The organism is Geomobilimonas luticola (genome assembly GCF_018476905.1).
In the GTDB taxonomy this organism is placed as follows: domain Bacteria; phylum Desulfobacterota; class Desulfuromonadia; order Geobacterales; family Geobacteraceae; genus Geomobilimonas; species Geomobilimonas luticola.
Genome location: NZ_JAHCVK010000011.1, coordinates 85,279 through 105,533, shown reverse-complemented (window position 1 = coordinate 105,533; position 20,255 = coordinate 85,279). Strand labels below are relative to the sequence as shown.

20 protein-coding genes are annotated in these 20,255 nt (G+C 59.6%); 12 read left to right on the top strand and 8 right to left on the bottom strand.

Translation table 11 applies throughout. The features are described from left to right. Window positions 1-142 precede the first annotated feature (142 nt). Complete coding sequence (locus KI810_RS16020) at window positions 143-1,663, bottom strand: B12-binding domain-containing radical SAM protein (RefSeq protein ID WP_214176571.1); 1,521 nt, start codon at window positions 1,661-1,663, stop codon at window positions 143-145. A gap of 135 nt (window positions 1,664-1,798) precedes the next feature. Between KI810_RS16020 and KI810_RS16015 the strand changes: the two genes are divergently transcribed. The 3 genes from KI810_RS16015 (at window position 1,799) to ptsP (ending at window position 6,974) form a co-directional block, all read left to right on the top strand. Beyond that, on the top strand, window positions 1,799-2,668 hold the full coding sequence (locus KI810_RS16015) for an alpha/beta hydrolase (RefSeq protein ID WP_246525744.1): 870 nt from the start codon (window positions 1,799-1,801) through the stop codon (window positions 2,666-2,668). A gap of 279 nt (window positions 2,669-2,947) precedes the next feature. Further along, a complete protein-coding gene (locus KI810_RS16010; protein ID WP_214176570.1) occupies window positions 2,948-4,216 on the top strand; it encodes an acetate/propionate family kinase in 1,269 nt (422 codons plus the stop codon). Between the two features lie 406 nt (window positions 4,217-4,622). Beyond that, window positions 4,623-6,974, top strand: coding sequence for a phosphoenolpyruvate--protein phosphotransferase (ptsP, locus tag KI810_RS16005; RefSeq protein ID WP_214176569.1), 2,352 nt, complete (start codon window positions 4,623-4,625; stop codon window positions 6,972-6,974). An 87-nt stretch (window positions 6,975-7,061) separates the two neighbouring features. Here the strand turns inward: ptsP and KI810_RS16000 are convergent, their stop codons facing one another. The 4 genes from KI810_RS16000 to KI810_RS15985 form a co-directional block, all read right to left on the bottom strand. Further along, window positions 7,062-7,292 (bottom strand): hypothetical protein, encoded by a 231-nt coding sequence (locus tag KI810_RS16000; protein WP_246525742.1) that lies wholly within the window; start codon window positions 7,290-7,292, stop codon window positions 7,062-7,064. A gap of 337 nt (window positions 7,293-7,629) precedes the next feature. Then, window positions 7,630-8,589, bottom strand: coding sequence for a rhomboid family intramembrane serine protease (locus tag KI810_RS15995; protein WP_214176568.1), 960 nt, complete (start codon window positions 8,587-8,589; stop codon window positions 7,630-7,632). 150 nt (window positions 8,590-8,739) lie between these two features. Beyond that, the gene (locus tag KI810_RS15990; protein ID WP_246525763.1) at window positions 8,740-10,137 is read right to left on the bottom strand and encodes a L,D-transpeptidase family protein; all 1,398 of its coding nucleotides are present in this window, start codon (window positions 10,135-10,137) and stop codon (window positions 8,740-8,742) included. A gap of 257 nt (window positions 10,138-10,394) precedes the next feature. Continuing rightward, the gene (locus KI810_RS15985; RefSeq protein WP_425513906.1) at window positions 10,395-10,967 is read right to left on the bottom strand and encodes an ANTAR domain-containing response regulator; all 573 of its coding nucleotides are present in this window, start codon (window positions 10,965-10,967) and stop codon (window positions 10,395-10,397) included. A gap of 124 nt (window positions 10,968-11,091) precedes the next feature. On the opposite strand from KI810_RS15985, the gene KI810_RS15980 reads away from it, so the two are divergent. The 5 genes from KI810_RS15980 (at window position 11,092) to KI810_RS15960 (ending at window position 16,372) form a co-directional block, all read left to right on the top strand. Then, on the top strand, window positions 11,092-12,093 hold the full coding sequence (locus KI810_RS15980) for an HlyD family secretion protein (RefSeq protein WP_214176565.1): 1,002 nt from the start codon (window positions 11,092-11,094) through the stop codon (window positions 12,091-12,093). A 90-nt stretch (window positions 12,094-12,183) separates the two neighbouring features. Continuing rightward, window positions 12,184-13,113 carry an ABC transporter ATP-binding protein gene (locus KI810_RS15975; protein ID WP_214176564.1) on the top strand — a complete coding sequence of 310 codons (930 nt, stop codon included), beginning with the start codon at window positions 12,184-12,186 and terminating at the stop codon, window positions 13,111-13,113. Further along, the gene (locus KI810_RS15970) at window positions 13,110-14,084 is read left to right on the top strand and encodes an ABC transporter ATP-binding protein (protein WP_214176563.1); all 975 of its coding nucleotides are present in this window, start codon (window positions 13,110-13,112) and stop codon (window positions 14,082-14,084) included. The genes KI810_RS15975 and KI810_RS15970 overlap by 4 nt, the downstream gene beginning before the upstream one ends. Continuing rightward, entirely contained in the window at window positions 14,081-15,214 is a 1,134-nt protein-coding gene (locus tag KI810_RS15965) for an ABC transporter permease (RefSeq protein WP_214176562.1), read from the top strand. The genes KI810_RS15970 and KI810_RS15965 overlap by 4 nt, the downstream gene beginning before the upstream one ends. A gap of 27 nt (window positions 15,215-15,241) precedes the next feature. Continuing rightward, the gene (locus KI810_RS15960) at window positions 15,242-16,372 is read left to right on the top strand and encodes an ABC transporter permease (protein ID WP_214176561.1); all 1,131 of its coding nucleotides are present in this window, start codon (window positions 15,242-15,244) and stop codon (window positions 16,370-16,372) included. A 78-nt stretch (window positions 16,373-16,450) separates the two neighbouring features. Here the strand turns inward: KI810_RS15960 and KI810_RS15955 are convergent, their stop codons facing one another. The 3 genes from KI810_RS15955 to KI810_RS15945 all read right to left on the bottom strand — a co-directional run bounded on the left by KI810_RS15955 (window position 16,451) and on the right by KI810_RS15945 (window position 18,478). After that, window positions 16,451-16,792, bottom strand: a complete 342-nt coding sequence (locus KI810_RS15955; protein ID WP_214176560.1) for a ferritin family protein — start codon at window positions 16,790-16,792, stop codon at window positions 16,451-16,453. 33 nt (window positions 16,793-16,825) lie between these two features. Further along, window positions 16,826-17,701 (bottom strand): GGDEF domain-containing protein, encoded by an 876-nt coding sequence (locus tag KI810_RS15950; protein WP_214176559.1) that lies wholly within the window; start codon window positions 17,699-17,701, stop codon window positions 16,826-16,828. Between the two features lie 276 nt (window positions 17,702-17,977). Next, on the bottom strand, window positions 17,978-18,478 hold the full coding sequence (locus tag KI810_RS15945) for a nitroreductase family protein (protein ID WP_214176558.1): 501 nt from the start codon (window positions 18,476-18,478) through the stop codon (window positions 17,978-17,980). A gap of 197 nt (window positions 18,479-18,675) precedes the next feature. Between KI810_RS15945 and KI810_RS15940 the strand changes: the two genes are divergently transcribed. The 4 genes from KI810_RS15940 to KI810_RS15925 are packed head-to-tail and all read left to right on the top strand — an operon-like array spanning window position 18,676 to window position 20,220. After that, window positions 18,676-18,993 carry a YggT family protein gene (locus KI810_RS15940; RefSeq protein ID WP_214176557.1) on the top strand — a complete coding sequence of 106 codons (318 nt, stop codon included), beginning with the start codon at window positions 18,676-18,678 and terminating at the stop codon, window positions 18,991-18,993. After that, window positions 18,990-19,439, top strand: a complete 450-nt coding sequence (locus tag KI810_RS15935; protein WP_214176556.1) for a DivIVA domain-containing protein — start codon at window positions 18,990-18,992, stop codon at window positions 19,437-19,439. The genes KI810_RS15940 and KI810_RS15935 overlap by 4 nt, the downstream gene beginning before the upstream one ends. Next, window positions 19,429-19,737 (top strand): DUF167 domain-containing protein, encoded by a 309-nt coding sequence (locus tag KI810_RS15930; protein ID WP_214176555.1) that lies wholly within the window; start codon window positions 19,429-19,431, stop codon window positions 19,735-19,737. Before KI810_RS15935 ends, KI810_RS15930 begins: the two co-directional genes overlap by 11 nt. An 18-nt stretch (window positions 19,738-19,755) precedes the next feature. After that, the gene (locus tag KI810_RS15925; protein WP_214176554.1) at window positions 19,756-20,220 is read left to right on the top strand and encodes a CBS domain-containing protein; all 465 of its coding nucleotides are present in this window, start codon (window positions 19,756-19,758) and stop codon (window positions 20,218-20,220) included. Window positions 20,221-20,255: the final 35 nt, after the last annotated feature.

The window sequence follows — 20,255 nt, the reverse complement described above, 5'->3', positions numbered from 1 at the left end:
ATAAATCAACTGGACAACTGGTCAAAGAACTACGTACACTAATTTCGAAAAACAAAAACTTGATGGTCTAGAGCCTTTGATTTTTTCCCTCGCCCTGAGGGAGAGGGGCAGGGGTAAGGGGGGGGGGTAAAGAGTCATCAGATTAAGAGACGAAAAAAGGAGCGTGGTTCGAGGTGAAAAGTGGAGGATCGCGTCTCAGGATGGAAGCGACGGCGGGGTCGCGCCTGAATTCGCCGGTCAGGAACCGCCGCACCTGCTGCCGGTCCCACCCCTGGGGGTGGCGAAACCCGGTATAGAGGGAGAGGTCCGCTTCGTAGAACGGTTCGGTATCGTGTCCGACCACGTCATCCCCGCAGACCGGCATGTTGAAGATCGCCAGGTTGAGAAAGCCGATGGACTCCCGGTGCCGGGCCACGAACTCCAGGGTCCGCCGTGCGTCCGGCTCCGTCTCCGCGGGGGTGCCGAACAAGAGATAGAGATACACTCCAATCCCCGCCTCCCGCAGGTTGGTCAGCACGCGGGACGCCATCCCCAGCTCGATCCCCTTCCGCAACCGGTCCAGCACCCCCTGGTCCCCCGACTCCAGCCCGAGTTTGAGCATGACGCACCCCGAGCGCTTCAGTCCCCGGCAGAAACCGGCATCCGCCAGTTCCTCCCCGAATCGGGCGAACCCGTACCAGGGGGCCGGCAAGGGGGTGTCGACCAACCTGCGCAACAAGGCGGGGCTGATGGCGTTGTCCAGGAGATGGATGAGGGCCGGGTTCGTTCGTGAAGACAGTGCCCGCAGGTCTGCCAACACCTCCCCCGCGGGGACGGGATGGTACCGGTTCCCTTCGGCGCGTTCGGGGCAGAAGGAGCAGTCGTTCCACCAGCAGCCGCTGGCGGCACTGTAGGGAAGGATGAAGCCGGGGGAAAGATAGGCATCCAGCGGCAGGGAGACGTAATCGGGGGTGACATGCCCCCCCTCCCTCCCATCCACCCCGCACAGCTTCAAAAGGGGGACCTCCCCCGCCCCCGCCACCAGGTGATCCACGAGACCGCCAAAGGGGTTGCGCCAGCCGGGGCGCTTCATCCACGATGTCACCAGCCCGCCGCCGAGAACGATGGTGAGTCCGGGGAACCGTTGCCGCAGGTATCCGATCATGGCAAAGGTGCACAACGCCTGCCCCAGGTAGTTGAGGGAGAAGCCGACCACCCGGACCGCTCCACCATCCAGGTTATCCAGCAGTTCCGGCAGGCGCGTGCTGAAATAGGGGTAGAAGGGATTCCGGTCGGGATGCTCCGCCGCGGCGAGCAGGTCAGCACTTCTGAGGGGAGAGAGGGAGGAGTGCTCGTAGTCCGCCAGCCCCACGACGGCGCCGCTTTCCCGGGAGGAGACGGCAAGGACCCGGTTCACGTCACTGACCGCCCGGGCATAACGGGCGGGGGAGCGGTAGGTCCGGAGGTCCCGCAGGGCGGCGATGCTGTTCGAAACGTTTTTCAGCGCCCGGCGGCTCCAGGTGTCGTCCGCCACCGTCGGTCGCTCCAGCAGATAGAGGAGTCCTTCGAGATTGGCGTCCAGCAGCTGGCAGGGAATGCCGTGGGCGCGAAGCACTGCCGAAAGTTGTGCAATGCCGGCCGGCGGCTCGCACGGCTTGGCAACAGGAGGAAAAATAAGGAACATGCCCCATTATGCGCGATGGGGATTCCCATGGCAAGGGGATTGGTCACCACCCCCATTTCCTCCTTTATTTCTCCGGCACAACCGGTATGATGGAAGGGAACCCGACAGGGACATCCCACCACGGAAGCTTATTCCATGAACCCGAGAAGAATCGTGACCATCCTGCTGCTGACCGTCCTCCTCGCATTTCTCGCCCGCTGGCGCGTCAGCCGGCTCTTCTACTACCCGGACCATGTAAGCTACGGCACCCCCGCCGACCTGGGCCTGAAGTACGAAGAGGTCACCTTCCCGAGCAGGGACGGGACCAGGCTCACCGGGTGGTTCGTGCCGGCGGTGGGACCGGCCCACGGCACGGTCATCCATTTCCACGGCAACGCCCAGAACATGTCCGCCCACCTCGGTTTCGTGGACTGGCTCCCCGCGGCGGGCTTCAATCTCTTTGTCTTCGACTACCGCGGGTACGGCAAATCGGCGGGCCGGCCGGACCGGTGCGGCCTGTATGAAGACTCCCTGGCCGCCATCGATTACGTCCGTGGGCGAAAGGACCTGGACCGGAACCGACTGGTGGTTCTCGGCCAGAGCCTGGGGGGCGCCCAGGCCATCGTCGCCGTTGGCGGCGGCGACAGGTCCGGCATCAGGGGAGTGGCCGTCGAATCAGCCTTCTTCTCCTACCGGGAGATCGTCCGCGACAAGATCGGCGAAATCCCCCTCCTCTCTCTCCTCAAAACACCCCTCGCCCGGCTGCTCACGGACGATGACCTGAGTCCCGCCGCCGCCGTGGGGAAGATCGCCCCCATCCCGATCCTCCTCATTTACGGAACCGCCGATCCGGTCATCCCCTATGCCCACGGCACCCGGCTCTTTGCCATGGCGCGGGAGCCGAAGCAGTTCTGGACCATTGACGGCGGAGATCACACGGAAGCCTTCGCCGAAACAGACTCCCCCCATCGCCTGCGGCTTATCGCCTTCTTCCGGGAGGTTCTGGGCGTGCATAAAGGCGATTGACCAGTTATGACCAATCCATGAGAGCTGAGCGTTCCGTGGTGCGAATGTGCCCGAGTGCCAGCAGCTGTAGGCGAAATTGAGCAAAGCCGGCCGATCGGCCGGCGCGAAATGAGCCGTACAGCAGCGCACGAGGGGACGCTGAGCAAAACGGAATGCTCAGCTCTCATGCATTTCTCAGCGCAAGACGGGTTGACGCGCCTTGCCACATGTGAGACAGTAAGCTTTCCGCGAGCCGGGATTCCCTTCCGGCCTCCCCTACCCTTCTTCCGGGAGTCACCCGTGCTTATCCTCACCCTCAATTGCTGGAGCTATTCCATCCGTTATCAGCTGTTCGACTGGGACAACCACGCAGTCCTCGCCCACGGCGAAGTGGAGCGGATCACTGTCGGCGACACGACCATCACCCACACTGCGACAAACGGTACCTCTTATCGCCGGGGGGTGGAATGTCCCGACCACCGGGCCGGCATCGCCGCCATTATGGCGGCCCTCACCGACCCCGGCTCCCCGGCCATTTCAAGCCTGCACGCCATTACCGCCATCGGCCACCGGGTGGTACATGGAGGGGATACCTTCACCCATTCCACCCTCGTCGACGACGAGGTCCTTGATGCGATCCGGGAAGCACAGCAACTGGCACCGCTCCATAACGGCCCCAACATCGCCGGCATCGAAGCGGCGCGGGACCTCTTTCCCCATATCCCCCACGTGGCGATCTTCGATACCGCCTTCCACCAGACCATGCCGGAACATGCCTACATCTACCCCCTTCCCCTGGAATGGTACACGCGGCACGGCGTCCGGCGCTACGGGTTCCACGGCCCCTCCCACCTCTACCTCTCCCGGCGGGCCGCCCTGCTTCTCAGCAAACGGCCAATCGAATGCAACCTGGTGACTATCCATCTCGGCAAGGGGGTTTCCCTCTGCGCTATCAAAAACGGCTGCTCCATCGACACGAGCATGGGGCTGACCCCACTGGAGGGGGCGGTCATGGAGACCCGCTGCGGCGACATCGATCCGGGGATTCCCCCCTTCATGATGGAAGAAGGGAATCTTACCGCCCGGGCCATGGACAACATCCTCAACCAGAAAAGCGGCATGGCCGGCATCACCGGCAACGTCACTGACCGGCACCAGCTGCGGGAAAGGGCGACCGATGGCGATGAACGCTGCCGGCTCGCCCTGGAAATGGAGAGCTACCGCCTGCGCAAGTACATCGGCGCCTACATTGCCGCCCTCGGCCGGCCGGATGCGGTGGTCTTCACCGCCGGTGGAGGAGAAACGGAGTGGCAGCTGCGGGAAAAGGTCCTGCAGGGGCTGGAATGCTTCGGCATCACCCTGGACAGTGACCGGAACCGTGCAGCCGTGGGCGAAGAGGGGGAATGGTGCATCTCCCGGAATGATTCGGCGGTACGGGTGCTCGTCATACCAACCAACGAGGAGCTGGTCTTCACGGAGGACGTGGCCGCCATCATCGCGGGGCACCATCCCGACCCCCTCTCCTATGACTACCGGTTTGCCCGGCCGGCGGCCGGTGGAGGGGACTAAGAGCATACTGGGGAAGCAAAGAACAAAAGGGGTACCTGATCACATGTCGTCAGTCCGGACCATACTGGCATCCATCGCCACGTCACTCTTTCTCGCCACCGGGCCGGTCTCGGCGAAGGCAGAGCAGGTGTTGTGAGGGTCATTCCCTGGATCGTTTCGATGCCCGCAGATTACCGCGATATGACCATAAAATACGGCACAACGATTGAAATAACGGATGAGACAATATGCCGTATTTTTAGAAAAGCTTAAATAGAGCATTACAACAATATACGACGTCTTTCCGCAGTCGATGGCAAAGTTCTTGCTCATAGTTGAACACCGACAAAAATTTCCCACACCCTTTCGTTGAGCCGATGGATGGACTATACTGAAAAGTGGTAAATTTGCAGGCAAAGGGGCCTGAATGGTCGAAGCACGGCAGGAAACCCTGGGATTGCGAACGTTGGAGGATATCAGCGGACTGATCCTCCATTCCCACGATCTGCAGGAAACCCTCGACAACATCGTCACCCTCGTTGCCCGGCGGATGGGGTCGGACGTCTGCTCCATCTACCTTCTGGAAGACGACGGGGAAACCCTCCGCCTTGCCGCCACCAAGGGTCTCTCCCGAAGCTCGGTCGGCAAGATCACCATGAAGACCTCGGAGGGGCTCACCGGCCTCGTCATGGAGCAGAAAGGGGTGGTGGCCATCGAGGACGCCCCGGCCCACCCCCGCTATAAATATTTCCGGGAGACAAAGGAGGAAAAATTCCTTTCGTTCCTCGGCATCCCCCTCTTTGAACGGAAGACCCCGGTCGGGGTCATCGTCGTCCAGACCAAGGAAACACGGGTCTTTACCCCCGCCGAAATCAGCACCATCACCACCATCGCCTACCAGATAGCCAGCATCGTCATCAACGCAAAGCTCCTCGACTCCATCCGCCGCAAGGAGGAGGAGCGCGCCTTCTTTCAGCAGGAACTGGAACGGATGAAGGCCGCCGGCCTCTTGAAGGAAGACCGGGGAAGCTCGACCCGCAGGAAAAAAGGGCGCCAGCATTTCTCCCTCATCGGCATTGCCGCTTCACCCGGCTTCTGCTGGGGGAAAATATACCTCCTCAACCAGCGCACCAACCTTCCCGGCATGGAACTGGAAACCGCCCTCCCCCGGGAGGAAGAACACAAACGCTTCCTGGTGGCCCTGGAAAAGACCAAGATCCAGACCCTCTACATGGAAAAGCGGGTCGCTGATATGCTGTCGAAGGAAGATGCCGTCATCTTCCACACCCATCTCATGATCATGGAGGACCGTGGTTTTCTCGGCAAGGTGAACGACCTCATCGATGGTGGAACCAGTGCCGGCCAGGCTGTCCGGAAGGTGGTGGAAAACTACGTACAGGCATTCGCCCGCATGGACGATCCCTACCTCCGGGAACGTTCGGCGGACATGGAAGACATCGGCCGACGGATCATCGGCGCCCTCGACGGCTCGGAACGCAGAGAACGGCTGCGGGAGAAGCGAATCATCGTGGCCCGGGACATCTTCCCGTCGGACATGGCAACCCTCGATCACGACAAGATCCTCGGCATCATTACCGAAAAGGGGGACGTCACCTCCCACGCAGCCATCATGGCCAGATCCCTCGGCATTCCGGCCGTGCTCGGCCTCCCCGACCTGCTCAAGCAGATCGGCCTGCGGGACGAGGTGATCATCGATGGCAATTCGGGCCACATCTACATCAATCCTGACGAAAAGATCCGGGGCGAATACGAGCGGCTGCAACGGGACCACGGCGTTCGCCAGCGGGAACTTGAAGAGCTTCGGGACCTGCCGGCGGAAACCACCGATGGAGTCAGGGTAAGCCTCAAGGCGAACATCGGCCTCCTCTCCGACATCCGGGTCGCCCTCGCCAACGGCGCCGAAGGGGTGGGACTCTACCGTACCGAATTCCCCTTTATGACGCGTAAGACCTTCCCCAGCCGCGCCGAGCAACAGGACCTCTACGTGAAGATACTGGAAGGATTCGCCGGCCTGCCGGTGAACATCCGGACCCTGGACATCGGCGGCGACAAGGGGCTCCCCTACTTTACCTATCCCAAGGAAGACAACCCGTTCATGGGATGGCGCTCCATCAGGGTCTCCCTTGACCAGCGGGATATCTTCCGCGATCAACTGGCGGGTATTCTTCTTGCCTCACCCCATGGAAAGGCCAGCCTCATGTTCCCCATGGTATCGGGGGTGGATGAGATCCGGACCGTCAAGGAAATCCTGGCTGACGTCAAAGCCGATCTGGAGCGTACGGGGAAACCGTTCGACCGCTCCATCCGTACCGGCATCATGGTTGAACTTCCGGCGGCAGTACAGATCGCCGACCTCCTCGCCCGGGAGGTGGACTACTTAAGCATCGGCACCAACGACCTGATCCAGTACACCCTGGCGGCGGACCGGAACAACCCCAAGGTGAAGCAGTACTATGACGCCTACCACCCGGCCATCCTTCACTCCATCAAGCGGGTGGCCGACGCGGGTCGGGCCGCCGGCAAGCCGGTCTCGCTCTGCGGCGAGATGGCAGCGGAACCGATCAATGCCCTCCTCCTCCTCGGCCTCGGTATAACCGACTTCAGTCTCTCCGCCCCCTACATACCGCTCGTCAAACAAGCCATCCGCAAGACAAGCCTCGCCTCCGCCCGGGAAATGGCCATGACGGTCCTGACCATGGAAAGCAGCCGCGACATCAGGGCATACCTGGCGGAGCGACAGGCTGAACTGGAGATATAACGGAAAGGGGGGCTGATCCTTCGATCGCCCCCCTTTCACCCCTGATTCCCGATACATATTCGATTGTGGTGTACCATCGCACCTCCTTCAGTGGGCTGCATGCTCATGGGCCACTTCACGCTTGATCCCTTTCGCGAAACCGAGCATCATCATCACGGCCGGGAGCATCTGGGCTACCACGATCAGCGCGCAGAATGCGAGGAAGATCCCTGCGAAGATGCCGCTATTATCTTCCCGGGCGCCGGAGGCCGCAAAGGCAGAAGAAACAGTCCCGATCATCATGGCCATCGCTGCGGTTACATTAGCTATCGTTCTCATGACATCCTCCTCGAATCCTTTTTTTTGCTTCTCAGCTTTTGTCTTACCTATTGCAGCGACCGGGCCAAAATAAAAATAACTTCACAAATAATATATAACATATTGATATCGTACATAATTTATTTTTTAAGCACTTCTCACAATGCAGTTCGCACCTCCAATCGAGCCGCCCACTGTATATATATTTTGTACTGATTTCGAAGCACCAGGCGTGCAAAGGGGACGAAGCAGAAATACAACCTACTGTATTTATTCAGCTATTCAAATAATAGGTGCACATTGTGGCATTTACATTCAGCAGATATTTCTTTTATACGTGACGGAACGCCCTTGCAAATCATCCCCCGTACAGCAGTGCACACCACCATGCAGTCGCCACCACGACTCCGCATAAAAGAGCCAGCAGGGCGTTCAGCCTCCTTCCGGGACGACCGTACCTCCCCTCAATCTTTTCCGCTATCCCTCCGAGCACTGCGCCGAAGACGAAACCAAACAGGTGTGCACCCAGGTCGGTGCTCTTCCCTTCCGTACCCAGAACCGCCAGGAGAGCCAGGGCGGCAGCGATGGGAAGCAGCCAGCGCCGCTGCGCATGACGTGGATAACGCACCATGCTGATGGCGGCAAAAATGCCGACCGCCCCGAATACGGCAGTAGAGGCACCGACCGACCGGTGGCTCGAAAGCTGAAGGATGGCATTGGCCAGGTTGCCGAGTGCGCCGGCACCAAGGAGCAGGCTCCAGGCAAGTCCCGATCCGAGTTCGCGACAGAGGAGGAGAATGAAGATACCGCCGATCGTCAGGTTGCTGAGGAGGTGCAGCCAGTCGCCATGAAGGGTGAGAGCGGTTACGAGCCGCCACCACTGGCCGTCCAGGATTCTGGCGGCATGGGCGTTGCCGATGTCTATCCAGTCGATGGAAGCATGGCCAGGGAGGGAGATATCGAGCCGGGTGAGATTGTGAAAGGTGGCAAGGAGAATGAGTACCGACAGGGTGGGAAGGGTATTTCCCACCAAAGGGCGGTGGGGGCGCACGGGAGGAGGCCAGTTGCGGTTTTCCACTTCGAAGAGGCGCAGCTCGCTGCAGGCAGCGGCAAAGTAAGCCGCCGGCACGTTAAGTATCCACCCCCCGACGCCAGACTCGATGCGGGAAGGGATAGAGCGCGCCTCCAGAACCAGCGACCAGAGATGGGCTCGTTGCTCGGAAAGGGGGTAAGCGGCTCCATCCTTTCCCAGATCGGAGGGGATGATCGCCAGCCACTCCTCTCCATACTCCCCGTCATGCTCGAACTCTCGCGCCATACTCTCTACTATAAGCATCAGCAGTGGTCTTTACCACCTATTCGACAAAATAAAACGAACAGGGGCGTTCCCTCTTTCCCGGAAGCGCCCCTGTTTGCCAGGCCTTGTACTATCAGATTTTAGATTTCCCATAACGACCACGCTGGCAGTTTACATCGTCACGTCTTCGGCTATCCCGAGCTTGTTCCTGAGGACAAGGTCGACCTTCTTCCAGTCGACCTTTCCGGTTGCCCTGTTTTTTCGGAGGACCTCTTTCACTTCCTTTTCGAAGTCGATCTTCTTGTCGTACACATCACGGTTAACTTCCAGAAACACCCGGCCGTCTTCGGTTACCGCCACCTTGATCGGTTTGTAGATGATTTCTCCCCTGGTATTGACCTCGATCTCGTCGAACAGGTCTTCCATCATGCCGGGTGAGACCCTGATGCAGCCATGACTGCTGAACCCGTAGATGGAAGCAGGGCGAATGGTGCTGTGAATCATTATCCCCGGGATGGATGTCCGCAATGCATACTTACCCAGCGGATTTTTGTCCCCCGGCAGAACCTTGCTCACAACCTCCTTCCCCTGCTCTTCCATCTCCTTCTGTATGGAGGGGGGAACGCGCCAGATCGGGTCTTTTTCCTTGGCCAGTATCCTGAATACACCGGTGGGGGTGTGCCAGACGACGTCATCATCCTGGACATCACGGGGGTTCGGTTTGCCCAGGGCAACGGGGATTGATTTAGCCAGCCTCCCCTGCTTGAAGTAATACATCATGCGGTCGGGAATATTGATGACCAGACCGTTCCTCACCTTCTTCGGAACGATCCTCCGGTTCACCACCCGCAGTTCCTGCCCCACGTAAAGGTGCTGCTTCGGGTCGAGATTATTGGCCTTTGCGAGATACCGCCAGCTGACCCCCAGCTTTGCGCCGATGAGCCCCAGGGTATCCCCTTTTTTCACCACGTACAGTTCTTCACCGCCGATTATCCGGTCGGACTTAATGACGGGAGGGGGAGTATGCCGACGGGACTGATCAGCTTCTCCAGGGTCGGTCTCCGGACCGCGCGAAACATCTCCCACAGGACGGGAGTCGACAACGGCACCCTCCACGCCAGGGAGCGGCTGGTTTTCAATAGGCCGATCCGGTTCGGCAGGCCCGGATTCCACTCCAAATGAGGGGCCATCAGTTATCTGGCGGTCTGGCTCCGGCAGGTTACCTGGCAACTGATCGGCCGGAAGGCTTTTCGGTACGCCGGCCGCGGGGGAACGAACAGGCTTCACCTCTTCCCGCCGGATCTGTTCTTCCAGCAGTTTCCCCTTCACCAGGGCGAGCCGGTAATATTTCTCGGCCATCCGGTCATCGTTCTTTTCCGTGAAGGACTCGGCACGCGCGTAGGTCTCTTCCACGCTCAGATACTCATCATAGGCGCGCGCAGGCACATCGGCGTCCCACAGACGTGCAAGAGCCGCCAGTGCCTCCGGCCTGCTCTTCGGAGTACTGGAACAACCGGAGAGTACGAGCGCCAGAAACATGGGGGCCAGAACCGTCAGTCGCAGCAACATGTCCACAGTGGCAAATCTCCCTGAAATCTTTCGAAGCTGGGAAACAGAGGAGCATTTCTTAAATGTCACGGCAAGATATAAAAGATTAACAAGATTTTCAATCCCTAAAAGGGAGAGGATGCCGTTTTTTTACGCACGTGTGATTTCAAGGAAATACAACGGTGAACTACGGAAAAGAAGCGGCCCGGAAGCGGGACGATTTCTGTCGCGCAGCCAGGCCGTTTGCCGGACATGAGTGTATCGTTATGGCAACATTTCTACTCGGTGAGGAGTATCGCCTCCGCTATCTGACGCATGCTTTTCCGCTTGTCCATGGCCAGTTTCTGCATCTTGCGGAATGCTTCGGGTTCGGTAAGTGCCTGCCGCTGCATGAGTACCCCCTTGGCCCTCTCGATCACCTTCCGGGTCTCGATGGACTCCTTCAGGTCTTCCACCTCCTCCTTGAGTTCCTCCACCTCGGAAGCGTGGGCAAAGGCGAGTTCGATGGCAGGCCAGAGGTCCTGGTCACGGAACGGTTTCGTAAGCAGCGCCGCAACGCCGGCCTCTTTTGCCTTCCGCACCGTTTCCTGATCGTAGCAGGCGGTAAGGAGGAGGATCGGAATCTTCAGCTTCTTCCTGATCTCACGGGCAGCAGAGATGCCGTCCAGTTTCGGCATCGCCACGTCCAGCATGACCATGTCGGGCATCCGGGCAAGGGCCGTTTTGACCGCCGCCTCGCCGTCGCCGCACTCCATAATTTCATCAAACCCCAGTTCCTGTAGCCTCTTTTTTAGGCTCATCCTGATGATGGGCTCGTCATCGCAGATAAGTACCGTTCTCAATGAAATCACCGCCTTACAGTGGATTACCTGCCTTCTCCAACTACCTCTCAGGTGTTAAAAAGCACAAAGCATTCCAATCGGCGGCATTAGGTGGTATAAACCATTATGGAATTCCGAACAGGGGGGATGTACGGTGGGTAAAAAGCTCGTGGTGATCATTGTCGTGGTGCTGGTGGCAGCTGCCGCGGCGTTTTTCTTGCTCAGGAATTCCCGCACGACGGACGGAGCGGTCCGGGTGTCGGGAAATATCGAGATAACCAGCGTCGAGGCGAGCTTCAAGATTCCGGGGCGGGTCATGGAACGGCTGGTGGATGAGGGGATGCGGGTCGAGGCCGGCCAACTCGTCGCACGTCTCGACAGCAGCGACCTCGCCAAGGAAGTGGCGCTGCGCCAGGCGGATGTGCAGGCGGCCCGGGCAGCACTGGCCGAACTGGAAGCGGGCTCCCGCAAAGAGGAGATCGGCCAGGCGGAGGCGACCCTGGAACGTGCCGAAGCCGAGGCGACCCGGGCCGAGGCCGACTTCAAGCGGGTCAAAAGCCTGTTCGAGAGAGAAGTAGTCGCCAGGCGTGACCTGGACAACGCACGGGCAGCCGTTGATGCCGCAACCGCCAATGTGCGGCTGGCCAGGGAAAGCCTCAGCCTCTCCCGCAAGGGGCCACGACAGGAACGGATCGACCAGGGACGGGCACGAGCAAAGGAAGCGGAGGCGGCCCTGGCCATTGCCCGGGAGCGGCTCTCCTATGCCGCCCTTACCGCGCCATCGACCGGCATGGTCATGGCCAAGCATGTGGAGCCGGGTGAACAGGTTGCCACCGGTACGCCGGTGGTCACCATCGGCGACATGGAAAACACCTGGGTCAGGGCCTATATCAACGAAACCGATCTCGGCAGGGTGAAACTCGGGCAAAAGGTTAACGTCACCACCGACACCTACCCCGGCAAGTCCTACCCGGGAACAGTCTCCTTCATCGCCAGCGAGGCGGAATTCACCCCCAAGAACGTCCAGACCCAGAAGGAACGGGTCAAGCTCGTCTACCGGATCAAGATCACCATACCCAACCCGGACATGGAACTGAAACCAGGAATGCCGGCGGATGGAGAAATACTGACGAGCGCAGAAGAACGGAAGAGCTGAAGCTCGGAAGGGAGATAGCGCGGAAGACTGGGAGAATGGAAAGGCCTTGAAATGCCTTTTACTTCGAGATTCCTGCCTTCCGCACTGACCATGGACGCCATCCGAACCCACAACCTGACCAGGCGCTTCGACGGGCTCACCGCCGTGGACCGCCTTACCATCTCCGTTGCGCAGGGTGAACTGTTCGGTCTGGTCGGCTCGGACGGGGCGGGGAAAACGACCACCATGCGGATGCTTGCCGGCATCATGGACCCGACCGACGGCGAGGCGTGGGTCCTGGGGCGGCACTCGGTGCGCGACAGCGAGGCGATCAAGGACGACATCGGGTACATGAGCCAACGCTTCGGCCTTTACCCCGACCTGACGGTGATGGAGAACATGCATTTCTACGCCGACATCTACGGCCTTCCCCGGCGCGGCCGGGCCGAAAAAATCGACCGCCTCCTCACCTTCAGCAACCTCACCCCCTTCAAAAACCGGCTGGCGGGAAACCTTTCCGGCGGGATGAAACAGAAACTCGGCCTCGCCTGCGCCCTCGTCCACACCCCCAAGGTTCTCTTCCTCGACGAGCCGACCAACGGCGTCGATCCCGTGTCACGCCGGGATTTCTGGCGCATCCTCTACCAGCTCCTGAAGGAAGGGGTCACCATCTTCGTCACCACCGCCTACCTGGACGAGGCGGACCGCTGCAACCGGGTCGGGCTCATCCACAAAGGCAAGCTCCTCGCCTGCGACACCCCGGTCAACCTGAAACAGCTCATGCGCGGGGCCATCCTCGAAATCCGCACATCTGACCCCCGCCGCACCGCACGCCTTCTGCGCAACCGGTTTTCCGACGCGACCGTCGGGCTCTTCGGCGACCGGGTCCACCTGGTGACCGGTGATCCTGGCACGGGAGAAACCGCCGCAGTCTCTCTGATGAGTGCCGAGGGGATCGAACTCCTCGGCATCCGGCAGATTGAGCCGAGCCTGGAAGACGTGTTCGTGTCGGTTCTCTCCCGCCAGGGTGGTGCGCAATGAACGGCACCGAAACCGGTTACGCCGTCACCCTCACGGATCTCTCCAAGCGGTTCGGCGACTTCGTGGCCGTGGACCGACTGAACCTCCAGGTCGGGCGGGGAGAGATTTTCGGCTTCCTCGGCCCGAACGGCGCCGGCAAGTCCACCACCATCCGGATGCTCTGCGGCATCCTTCCCCCCTCCGGTGGAAGCGGCACCGTGGCAGGATTCGACATCGGGAAGGACGCGGAGGAGATCAAGAAGAACATCGGCTATATGAGCCAGAAGTTCTCCCTCTACGAAGACCTTACCGTGGAGGAAAACATCGATTTCTACAGCGGCATCTACCGGATTCCCGCCATAAAGAAGCGCGAACGGAAGGAGTGGGTTATAGAGATGGCCGGACTCCGGGAGCACCGGTCCTCGCGCACCGCCATACTTTCCGGCGGCTGGAAACAGCGGCTGGCACTGGGGTGCGCCATTCTCCACGAACCCCCCATCATCTTTCTGGACGAACCGACCTCGGGAGTTGACCCCATCAGCCGGCGCAACTTCTGGGACCTGATCTACCACCTGGCCGGCCAGGGGGTAACGGTGTTCGTCACCACCCACTACATGGACGAGGCAGAATACTGTGACCGCCTCGGCCTCATCTACCGGGGGGAACTGATTGCCCTCGGCACTCCGGAGGAACTGAAGACCCATCAGATGACCGAAGAGATCGTGGAGCTTTTCTGCGATCACCCCCAGGATGCCATGGGGCTCATCGAGGAACTGCCGGGAGTCCGTCACGCCGCCCTCTTCGGACGGGGCCTGCACGTGGTGGTAGAACGGGCGGCGGCGGCGGTTCCGGCCATTGAAAGGAAACTGGCGGATGCGGGCTATACGGCAGTGCAACCGGAGCGAATCATCCCCTCCCTGGAGGATGTGTTCGTGTCGCTCATCGAGGCCCGGGACCGTCAGGAAGCGCCGCAGGGGGAGTTCTCCCGATGAAGTACCAGCGCATCAAGGCCGTTGCGAAAAAGGAGTTCCTCCACGTCATCCGGGACCCGCGCAGCCTCATGATGGGGCTCGCCATCCCCATGCTCCTCCTCTTCCTGTTCGGCTACGCCCTGACCCTGGATGTGGACAGGGTACCGCTCATGGTCTGGGACCAGAGTAACACCCCCGCGAGCCGGGACTTCGTCAGCCGCTTCGCCGGCTCCCGCTATTTCTCGCTGCAGGAGACCACCGACAACTACCGTGAGATCGAACGGGCCATCGACCGGCGCGATACCCTGATCGCCCTGATCATCCCCGCAGACTTCGCCCGCCGGATCGAAACGGGCCATCGCGCCGAAGTCCAGGCGATCCTGGACGGAAGCGATTCCAACACCGCCACCATCGCCCTCGGCTACGCCGATGCGGTCACCCGTGGATACTCCCAGGAAGTCGTCCTTGAGCATGCCAGGCGCACGGGGACCGACGCAACCATCGGGCAGCTGGACGTCAGGCCCCGCATCTGGTTCAATTCCGACATGATATCCCGGAACTACATCTTTCCCGGGCTTATCGCCGTCATCATGATGGTCATCACCGCCCTTCTCACCTCGCTCACGGTGGCACGGGAATGGGAAACCGGCACCATGGAGCAGTTGATCTCCACCCCCCTCACCGGACCGGAACTGATTACGGGGAAGCTCGTCCCCTACTTCACCATCGGCATCATCGACTTGATTCTCTCGGTGCTGGTGGGCGAATTCTTCTTCGACATCCCCCTCCGGGGGAGCCTCTGGCTTCTATTCGGCATGTCGTTGGTATTCCTGGTCGGCGCCCTTTCCCTCGGCATGCTCATCAGCATCGTCACGAAAAACCAGCGGATGGCCAGCCAGCTCGCCATTGTGTCGACCATGCTGCCAGCCTTCCTCCTCTCGGGGTTCATCTTTCCCATCGAAAACATGCCGCTGCCGATCCAGGGCATAACCCATATCATAACTGCCCGCTACTTCGTCACCATCCTGCGCGGCATCTACCTCAAAGAGGTGGGGATCGACGTTCTGGCTCCGGAAGCAGGATTTCTGGCCGTATTCGGCGGGGTGGTAATAACCCTGGCCATCAGAAAATTCCGAAAAAAGATCGTCTGACACGACGGATACCCCAAGGTGCGCCGAATGTTCGAACGCCTGACCTGCATGCTGAAAAAAGAGTTTATCCAGACGCTGCGCGACCCGCGGATGCGTTTTATCCTGTTCATCATTCCTGCGTTCCAGACCGTTATCTTCGGGTATGCGGTCAATACCGACGTACGGCAGATAAAGACCGCAATCTACGACCTGGACAACAGCACCGAAAGCCGGGACATCGCCACCCGGTTGTCCCGTTCGGGCTATTTCCAGGTGACCGAGCATATCCGGCAGGAGGGACGGGTCCGGGAACTCCTGGACCGGGGAGAGGTAAAAGCGGTATTCAGAATGAACAGGGGGATGGGTGAAACCCTGCAGGCGGGACGTACCGCTTCCCTGCAGATCATACTGGATGGAGCAGACTCCAATACTGCCGGAATCGTGCTCAACTATGCAATGAACATCGCGGCGCGGTACAACGAACACCTCCGGGTGCTGCAGATCTCCCGGGAACGGGGAGCCGCGGCAGCTCCGGAGGGTGTCGTGCTGCAGAGCCGCGCCTGGTACAACGACAACCTGGAGAGCAGCAACTATTACGTACCGGCAGTCATCGCGAATATCGTGCTGATAATCACCATGCTCCTCTCCAGCATGGCGGTGGTGCGGGAAAAGGAGATCGGCACCATGGAGCAGATGATTGTCACCCCCATAAGCCGGGGGGAATTCATCCTCGGCAAAACCATCCCGTTCGTCCTGATCGGCTTCATCGACGTGGCCATTATCACCGTCGTGGCCTATTTCTGGTTCGGGGTGCCGATCCGCGGCAGTCTCCCTCTCCTCTTCGCCGCCACCGGCCTGTTCCTCATGAGCAGCCTCGGCTTCGGCCTCTTCCTCTCCACCATCAGCCGGACCCAGCAGCAGGCGATGATGAGCTCGTTCATGTTCATTTTCCCCGCCATGCTCCTGTCGGGATTCGCCTTCCCCATCGAAAACATGCCGGCAACGGTACAGTGGCTCACCTTCCTCAATCCCCTCCGCTACTACCTCGTCATCATTCGGAGTATCTTCCTGAAGGGGGTCGGCTTCTCCATCCTCTGGCCTCAGATGCTCGGGCTCTTCGTCCTCGGCGCCGTCATCCTCTCCTTTGCCGTCCAGCGTTTCAGGAAGACGTTAACCTGACCGGCCGGATCCGCACGCAATAAGACCTGGACAGTTTTCAAAACCGCCAGGTCTGGTTTCCCCACATGATTGCCGGTGTCAGGATTTGCAGTTCTTACCCTTCCTGTCCTTGCACTTCTTCTGCAACTCCTCCATCAGTTCCCGCACTTCCTCCGCCCCTTCGTTGTAGAATTTTTCCTCGTCCGGAGCCAGGTGCCGCAGCAGTTCAAGGAATTCGCCGGCATGGACCCGCTCTTCGTCGGCGATATCCTTCAGCACCTCGATCGCCAGCTTGTTGTCAGTGGACTCGGCCAGCTGCATATACAGCTGGATTGCCTCGTACTCAGCCGCGACAAGAAACCGGATGGCGCGAACCAGCTCCTCGTGGGTCAGTTTACGGCCATGGGCCAGCCCCGCGAAAGGGGTTCCAAAATCAGGCATTCTCTCGTTCCTCCCCTGCTATGATGTAATAATTCATGCGTACAGAGACGGATTCGTGCACACCTCATGAACAGTCTTGCCCATCCCGCCTTCACGCACCCTGATCGTAAGCCGTTCGGCCTTTTCCAGCAGTTCGTCAACCGTTTCGGGGGGACGCAGAAACGTTACCGCTCCGACCCCCACCAGGAGCCCCCACTCGTTTTTCCGGAGCAGTTCGGCAAGCCGGTCGTAGAGTTTCCTGAGCACGATGTCGGCTGACTCGTTGTCCGTTTCCGGCAATAGCAGGACGAACTCGTTGTCCCGCTGCAGCCCCACCACATCGCAACTGCGCGTATTGACGCGGATGGCCCGGGCGATCTTTCGCAGGACGGCCCCTTCATTGCGACAGCCAAGGCTGGGTTGCGTCCCCTCGCCATAACGGAAATTGACGCAGGCAAGGGTGAACGGCCGACCATAGCGTTGCGCACGACTGATCTCGGCGCCGGCCAGTTCGGAGAAGAAGTTGCGGGTACAGGCACCACTCCCCCGGTCGTAAAGGGCCAGATGCCGGTTGATCACCCGTTCCCGCCGCAGGGTGGATACTACCAGGGAGAACGCCGCAAAACTCCCCAGCAGCATGGCAAAATTCAGGCCATTGACGGCGAACGTCGCCAGACTGTCGAGCGGCTGTTTCCCCGTAACAAGCCACACGCAGGCACAGCCGCATGCCATGGCCATTCCTCCCCAGCGCGACCCGTACCAGCTGACGAGCGCAATGGGGAGCATATAGGCGAAATCCAGATGGATGCCGGGGTTCAGATAATCGACCAGGGAAAGAAGCACCGCAAGGACAAATCCCAGCATGGCAAGAAACAGCCGGGACTGTTTATGCAGATACTCTTCCAGCTCGTTCACCGCGTCAACCCCCATTTTCGCTCCCCTCCACCCCTTTAAAAGTTGCGAACATACCAGAAACAAGGCGTTGGTTCAATTAGAAATAGTTAATACAAGTAATTTCAGTAGGTTGTGATGCGAATTGCTTGAAGTTTACCAGACGCTCCTGGAAATTCCAGTCAGCCTCGACGGTCTGCCCCATTTCGCTGCGGCGTGCCATACACCATACGCCTTGATATGAATGGCATGAAAAAACCCTGCAGCTCCGCGGGAGTGAAGGGTTTTTCAGTGACGGTGCATGGAGGCATAAAACTACCAGCGGTTATAATGGACGCGACGGCCATCGAACCGCCCGGATGGCTGGTCCCGTTCCCGCGGATAACCGAGGGGGACCAGTGAAACGGGAATGATGCTGTCAGGCAGACCAAGGAGCTGCTGCATGCCGGCCACACGCTCCGGCAAGGGGTGGATGCTCAGACATATCCCCCCCAGGCTGCGGGCCCTGGCCACGATGAGGATTATCTCCGCGGCAGTCGTGCAGTCGCGGAACCAGACCTCCTTGTCTTCACCCAGCCTGGTGTCGTAACAGACGACCACAGCAACCGGAGCCTCCCTGACCAGATGGGCCGACGACAGAAATCCGGGAATCCGCCCCAGAATGCCACGGTCGTTAATGACCACGAATTGCCATGGCCGTTGCTGGCCCGTAACCGGCATGTGCATGACTTCCTTGAGGATATCCCTGATAAGAGCCTCAGGCACCGCTTGCGGAGAAAATTCACGCACCGACTTGAGCGAAAAAACGGCCTCCATGACGCGCTCCTTGTACGTTCAGCAATCTTGATCAAAATTTTGATGAGAACAAACAAATCTTGCATCCAACTATATCACTCCCCCCTGTGACTGTAAAGTTGCGACGGGTCACGCGCGAGGGGTTGTTGAACTTGACACGCCATTGAATCTTCTGTATAAATTGCGGGTTGTCCGAGACATGCACAAAGGGGCACCCAATGTTTGTAGTAGCCAATTTCCTCATTGCCGTCGCCAAGGTTGCCGACATCCTCCTCACCATCTACATGTATGTCATCATCGGCAGGGCGATCATCTCCTGGGTCAATCCCGACCCCTACAATCCGATCGTCAGGTTCCTCTACCGGGCAACCGAGCCTCTCCTTTCCCGGGTCCGCAGGGTCCTCCCCGACATGGGTGGACTCGATCTCTCGCCGCTCGTGATACTCCTGGGCATCTACTTTCTCCAGAAATTTGCCATCAGTTCCATCTATGAATTTGGCTATCGATTGAAAATGAGCGGAGGGGGACTGCCGTGAAAATTACGCCTCTGGATATACAGCAGCAGCAGTTCAAGGGAAAGATGTTCGGGGGACTCGACCCGGAGGAAGTGGACAGCTTTCTGCAAACCGTATCCCACGAGATGGAAGACCTGCTCCGGGAAAACAACGACCTGAAGGAACAGGCACACCGGCTGGCCGCCGAACGGGAAGAGATGACCGAACGGGAAGGAAAGCTGCGCGAAACCATGCTCGCGGCCCAGCGGGTCACCGAAGAGATGAAGGCAAACTCCCAGAAGGAAGCGAGTCTCCTTATCTCCGAGGCTGAACTGAAGGCAGAGCGCATCCTGATCGATGCGGAAAAAAGGCTCGCCCAACTGAACAGCCAGATACAGGACCTGCGCAGGGAAAAGCTGCAGTTCGAAACGTCGTTCAAATCACTGCTCGACTCGCACTACAAAATGCTGAACATCGATGAAGCGTGAAACGGGCGATGCTCTTCTGAAAATCACCGAAACCGGCGCCGGTGTCGTCTTTTCCGTGCATGTCCAGCCCCGCGCCTCCCGAACCGAGCTGTGCGGCGTGCAGGGAGAAGAGCTCAAGCTGCGCCTGACTTCACCGCCGGTGGACGACGCGGCAAACAGGCTCTGCCAGGAGTTTCTTGCCAAGCTCCTCGGCGTGGCGAAATCCCGGGTAACCATCATTGCAGGTGCCAGATCGCGCCACAAGACGGTACAGATAACCGGCATCGGGCGCGATGCAGTTCTCGCCCTCCTCAATTAAATCACTGGAGTTCGCACCATGAAAGCCCGCGACATTATGATCACCGATTTCCCCATGATTTCGCTCCACGCCCCCGTCGGCGAGGCAGTACGCATCCTGCACAAGAACTTCGGCGACGAGAGCTACATGAACGCCGCACCCGGCCTTGTGGTGGTGAATGACAACGGAGAACTCGCCGGAATACTTTCCCCCCTCTCCATTCTCAAGGCCCTGGGAACGGAGGCGAACGGGACAGGCCGGCCCGGAAATGAATCGGCGGAGTTCTACGCCACCCTCTGCGCCGGGATCAAGGGGAAAAAGGTCTCCGACATCATGGACTGGCAGGCCATCTCGGTCACCGAGGACGCCCAGCTCCTTGACGTTGCAGACCTGTTCGTAGCCAACCGCTTTCAACGCATACCGGTGGTCCGGGACGGCAAGGTATCGGGTGTCATCTACCGCTCCCGCCTCCTCTTCGCTCTTGCCGACTCCCTCCTCGCCTGAGGGTGGAGCGCATCGGGCCCCTTGACAAACCGGAC

Coding starts and splice junctions, on each gene's coding strand:
- KI810_RS16020 (WP_214176571.1), bottom strand. CDS start 1,663: ATGTTCCTTATTTTTCCTCCTGTTGCCAAGCCGTGCGAGCCGCCGGCC.
- KI810_RS16015 (WP_246525744.1), top strand. CDS start 1,799: ATGAACCCGAGAAGAATCGTGACCATCCTGCTGCTGACCGTCCTCCTC.
- ptsP (WP_214176569.1), top strand. CDS start 4,623: ATGGTCGAAGCACGGCAGGAAACCCTGGGATTGCGAACGTTGGAGGAT.
- KI810_RS16000 (WP_246525742.1), bottom strand. CDS start 7,292: ATGAGAACGATAGCTAATGTAACCGCAGCGATGGCCATGATGATCGGG.
- KI810_RS15995 (WP_214176568.1), bottom strand. CDS start 8,589: ATGGCGCGAGAGTTCGAGCATGACGGGGAGTATGGAGAGGAGTGGCTG.
- KI810_RS15990 (WP_246525763.1), bottom strand. CDS start 10,137: ATGTTGCTGCGACTGACGGTTCTGGCCCCCATGTTTCTGGCGCTCGTA.
- KI810_RS15975 (WP_214176564.1), top strand. CDS start 12,184: ATGGACGCCATCCGAACCCACAACCTGACCAGGCGCTTCGACGGGCTC.
- KI810_RS15970 (WP_214176563.1), top strand. CDS start 13,110: ATGAACGGCACCGAAACCGGTTACGCCGTCACCCTCACGGATCTCTCC.
- KI810_RS15965 (WP_214176562.1), top strand. CDS start 14,081: ATGAAGTACCAGCGCATCAAGGCCGTTGCGAAAAAGGAGTTCCTCCAC.
- KI810_RS15960 (WP_214176561.1), top strand. CDS start 15,242: ATGTTCGAACGCCTGACCTGCATGCTGAAAAAAGAGTTTATCCAGACG.
- KI810_RS15955 (WP_214176560.1), bottom strand. CDS start 16,792: ATGCCTGATTTTGGAACCCCTTTCGCGGGGCTGGCCCATGGCCGTAAA.
- KI810_RS15950 (WP_214176559.1), bottom strand. CDS start 17,701: ATGGGGGTTGACGCGGTGAACGAGCTGGAAGAGTATCTGCATAAACAG.
- KI810_RS15945 (WP_214176558.1), bottom strand. CDS start 18,478: ATGGAGGCCGTTTTTTCGCTCAAGTCGGTGCGTGAATTTTCTCCGCAA.
- KI810_RS15940 (WP_214176557.1), top strand. CDS start 18,676: ATGTTTGTAGTAGCCAATTTCCTCATTGCCGTCGCCAAGGTTGCCGAC.
- KI810_RS15930 (WP_214176555.1), top strand. CDS start 19,429: ATGAAGCGTGAAACGGGCGATGCTCTTCTGAAAATCACCGAAACCGGC.
- KI810_RS15925 (WP_214176554.1), top strand. CDS start 19,756: ATGAAAGCCCGCGACATTATGATCACCGATTTCCCCATGATTTCGCTC.